The 3,669-nt window shown below is 42.2% G+C and carries 4 protein-coding genes and 1 pseudogene; all 5 read left to right on the forward strand.

Translation table 11 applies throughout. The annotated features are described in order from the left end of the window. Window positions 1–209: pseudogene (locus B4K20_RS08360) on the forward strand (tRNA (5-methylaminomethyl-2-thiouridylate)-methyltransferase); the annotation flags it as partial. Further along, entirely contained in the window at window positions 206–433 is a 228-nt protein-coding gene (locus B4K20_RS08365; protein ID WP_289282552.1) for a sulfurtransferase TusA family protein, read from the forward strand. The pseudogene B4K20_RS08360 and the gene B4K20_RS08365, both read left to right, overlap by 4 nt. A gap of 178 nt (window positions 434–611) precedes the next feature. Next, window positions 612–2,021 carry a glutamate--ammonia ligase gene (glnA, locus tag B4K20_RS08370; RefSeq protein ID WP_289243889.1) on the forward strand — a complete coding sequence of 470 codons (1,410 nt, stop codon included), beginning with the start codon at window positions 612–614 and terminating at the stop codon, window positions 2,019–2,021. 97 nt (window positions 2,022–2,118) lie between these two features. Beyond that, window positions 2,119–2,652, forward strand: coding sequence for a DUF4124 domain-containing protein (locus tag B4K20_RS08375; RefSeq protein WP_289243888.1), 534 nt, complete (start codon window positions 2,119–2,121; stop codon window positions 2,650–2,652). A 186-nt stretch (window positions 2,653–2,838) separates the two neighbouring features. Then, window positions 2,839–3,669 (forward strand): nitrogen regulation protein NR(II) (gene glnL, locus B4K20_RS08380; protein ID WP_289282553.1); only part of this gene is annotated, 831 nt, incomplete at its 3' end.

Consider the following 3,669-nt stretch of genomic DNA (forward strand, 5'->3'; position numbering starts at 1 on the left):
CCCTCAGCCACAGTGGTCCTATGGCATTGGTTGACGGTAAATTGGATGAAGAACAATATGAGCTTGCAGCCGGTATTGTTGCGCGTTTTGGACAGGGGCGTATGGCGGATGAGGTAGAACTTGATATCGCTTTACCAAAACAAGGAAATTTACAGATAAAAACGCCTCCACTCTCTGCCGAACAGGTTTTACAGGAGTGGTATGTGTGAGTAAGCAGACCTTAGATGCTCGTAAGATGCTATGTCCATTACCTGTCATCAAAGCCCAGAATCAGATTAAACAGATGAGTCATGGGGATGAACTGGATGTGATCTGTACAGATCCAGGTGCTTTACACGATATACCGGCGTGGGCACGAATTAATGGTCATGAAGTCATCGCCACGCAACAGAATAATGATGAACTTATTATTACGGTTCGAGTTGGTGCATAGCACCAATATTGTGCAGTAGTGAGTTGGTATGCACTATTTAGGTGCCTGTCGCTGGTGCGAATGCACCTAAATAGTTGATTTTTTTATGTAGTAAAAGTTGGCGTGATTTCTGCTGTATTGTGTCGCGTGTTTAGTTTGCACTAAGAAAAGTGCAGTTTATAAAAATTGGAGAAGTTAAATGTCAGTCGAAAATGTGCTTCAAATGATCAAAGATGAGGATGTCAAATTTGTTGACTTCCGTTTCACCGATACGCGTGGTAAAGAGCAACATGTTTCTTATCCTGCACACACTATTGAAGAAGATACCTTCACAGAAGGCGCAATGTTCGATGGCTCTTCTGTTGCTGGATGGAAAGGTATTAATGAATCAGACATGATTTTAATGCCGGATCCTGAAACAGCAGTGATGGATCCATTTATGGATGACAACACGTTGATTATCCGTTGCGACATCGTTGAACCTGCAACAATGCAAGGTTACGAGCGTGACCCACGTAGTGTGGCAAAACGTGCAGAGGCTTACCTGCAATCGACAGGCCTTGGCGATACTGCTTTCTTCGGTCCTGAACCAGAATTTTTCATCCTGGATGATGTTCGTTGGGGCAGTGACATGTCAGGATCATTCTTTAAAGTCGACTCAGATGAGTCTGCTTGGAATACTGAAAAAGTCTTTGCTGACGGTAACAAAGGTCACCGTCCAAAAGTAAAAGGCGGCTATTTCCCTGTACCACCTGTTGACTCTCTTAATGATATTCGTGCAGCAATGTGCTTGACTATGGAAGAAATGGGCTTATCAGTTGAAGTTCATCACCATGAAGTTGCCACTGCTGGTCAGTGCGAAATTGGTGTTAAATTCAATACCTTAGTCAAAAAAGCGGATGAAGTTCAAGCGCTGAAATATGTTGTACATAATGTGGCTCATGCCTACGGCAAAACAGCGACATTCATGCCAAAACCAATCGTCGGTGATAACGGTAGTGGTATGCACGTTCACCAATCGTTCTCAAAAGATGGTGAAAACCAATTCACTGGTAACAAATACGGTGGCTTATCAGAAACAGCACTGTACTACATCGGTGGTATCATCAAACATGCTCGTGCACTGAATGCCTTTACCAACGCATCAACAAACAGCTACAAACGTCTTGTTCCTGGTTTTGAAGCGCCAGTTATGTTGGCTTACTCTGCACGTAACCGTTCTGCGTCAATCCGTATTCCTTTTGTAAACAATCCTAAAGGTCGTCGTATTGAAGTGCGTTTCCCTGATCCAACAGCGAATCCGTACCTGGCATTCTCGGCAATGTTGATGGCTGGCTTAGATGGTATTAAAAACAAAATCCATCCTGGTGATGCGATGGATAAAGATCTGTATGACTTACCAGCAGAAGAAGCAGCAGAAATTCCAACAGTATGTCACTCACTGGATCAAGCACTTGATTCACTAAGTGAAGACCGTGCTTTCTTAACAGAAGGTGGTGTATTTACTGATGATATGATTGATGCTTACATTGCATTAAAAATGGAAGAAGTTACACGTATCCGTATGGAAACTCATCCAGTGGAATACGACTTGTACTACAGTGTTTAATCACTTATGTGATGAAGCTAACAAAAAAGCGCCTTTCGGGGCGCTTTTTTTATATCTGTGAGTTGCGGTAAATTCCACAGTGGAATATGCTGAGCGAATGAGAGTTATATACCTGATTTTCTTCTTATTATTCAGCACGCAAGGGCTAACAGCAATTTATCGCTGGGTAGATCCCAGCGGAACAGTTGTTTTTTCTGATGAAGAAAGACCAGGTGCTGAGCTCATTGAACTTCCTGCATCAACGACATACTCCTCTCCCGATGTTGAGCCTGTCACGTCAATGAATGAAAACGTCGAACAGGACACGTCACCGGTTCCAGACTATCAACTATCCATCACTGCGCCAGCAGCTAATGAGAGTATCTGGGTCAACGATGGAGATGTCACAGTGACCTTAAGCGTGGAGCCTGCTTTGAGCCAGGAAAGAGGTGATGGTATTCAGCTATTTCTTGATGGACAAACTGTAGGTGAGCCCCAGACCACATTAACCTATCAGTTCAGTAACCTCAGCAGGGGCTCGCATGAGCTTGTGGCCAAGCTTATTGATGCTAATGGTCAAGAGTTGCTTAGCGAAAGTATTGTATTCCATCTGCACCGGGCATCTAAACTCAACAATTCTTCAGCAAATTGAAGCATTTCTGTATGCACTTCTCTGGTGCATAAAAGAGATACAATTAAGTGGTGTCAATGAGTTGTTCGAGGACAACTTAACCTTGTTTCTATAGCAATCAATAGCTTAACTTTAAACATTTTGATAGTGCTCAAATGTGGAGCGTTTTTTGCTATCAAATTACGCATGAATATGAGTGTTACCACTATGAGTCACAATACTTTCAACAGCAATGATGTATTGGAAAGTTTATCTACTTCCGTGCTGATCTTAGATTCAGCTTTACGGGTTAGTTATATCAACACAGCAACTGAAATTTTATTTGAAATTAGCCAGCGCCAAGCTGAAAACATTCCTCTACAAACCCTACTTCCAGGCGAAAAAAAGCTTTTTAAATCACTTGAACGAGTGGTATCCACAGGTCAAGCTTTGATTGAGCGTGAAGTCCATTTGTTTTTGCCGGCCAGCGGTGAAGTACTTGTAGATTGCTCTATTAAGGTACTGGATACAGATGATTCTTATGTCATTCTTGAACTTGCATTACTTGATTATCAACAAAGGATCAGTAGGGATGAAAATCTTCACACTCAACAGCAAGTCGTGCGTGGCCTTGCCCATGAAATAAAAAACCCATTAGGCGGTTTACGTGGTGCGGCACAATTACTTGAGAGACAGCTAGACTCTGAAGATTTAAAAGAATACACACGTATCATTATCACGGAAGCGGATCGTCTACAGAACTTGATGAACAGAATGCTGGGACCAAATCAGCAACCTGAGAAACGACATACCAACATTCATGAAATTCTTCAGCATGTTCGCCAATTGGTGGATATTGAAGTTGATGAACGACTTAAGTTTAAGATTGATTATGACCCGAGTATTCCAGATCTTTTCGCTGATTTTGACCAGCTGATTCAGATTTTTCTCAATATTGTGAGAAATGCTGTTCAAGCTATGCATGGCGTAGGTTTAATTATCCTTCGGACCCGGATACAGCGAAATATCACCATTGAAAAACAATATTACCGTTTAGGG

This window comes from Methylophaga sp. UBA5088 (genome assembly GCF_002414625.1).
In the GTDB taxonomy this organism is placed as follows: domain Bacteria; phylum Pseudomonadota; class Gammaproteobacteria; order Nitrosococcales; family Methylophagaceae; genus Methylophaga; species Methylophaga marina.

What these genes read in the sequence shown, in the direction of transcription:
- glnA (WP_289243889.1), top strand. Translation starts at nt 612, where the DNA reads ATGTCAGTCGAAAATGTGCTTCAAATGATCAAAGATGAGGATGTCAAA.
- B4K20_RS08375 (WP_289243888.1), top strand. Translation starts at nt 2,119, where the DNA reads ATGAGAGTTATATACCTGATTTTCTTCTTATTATTCAGCACGCAAGGG.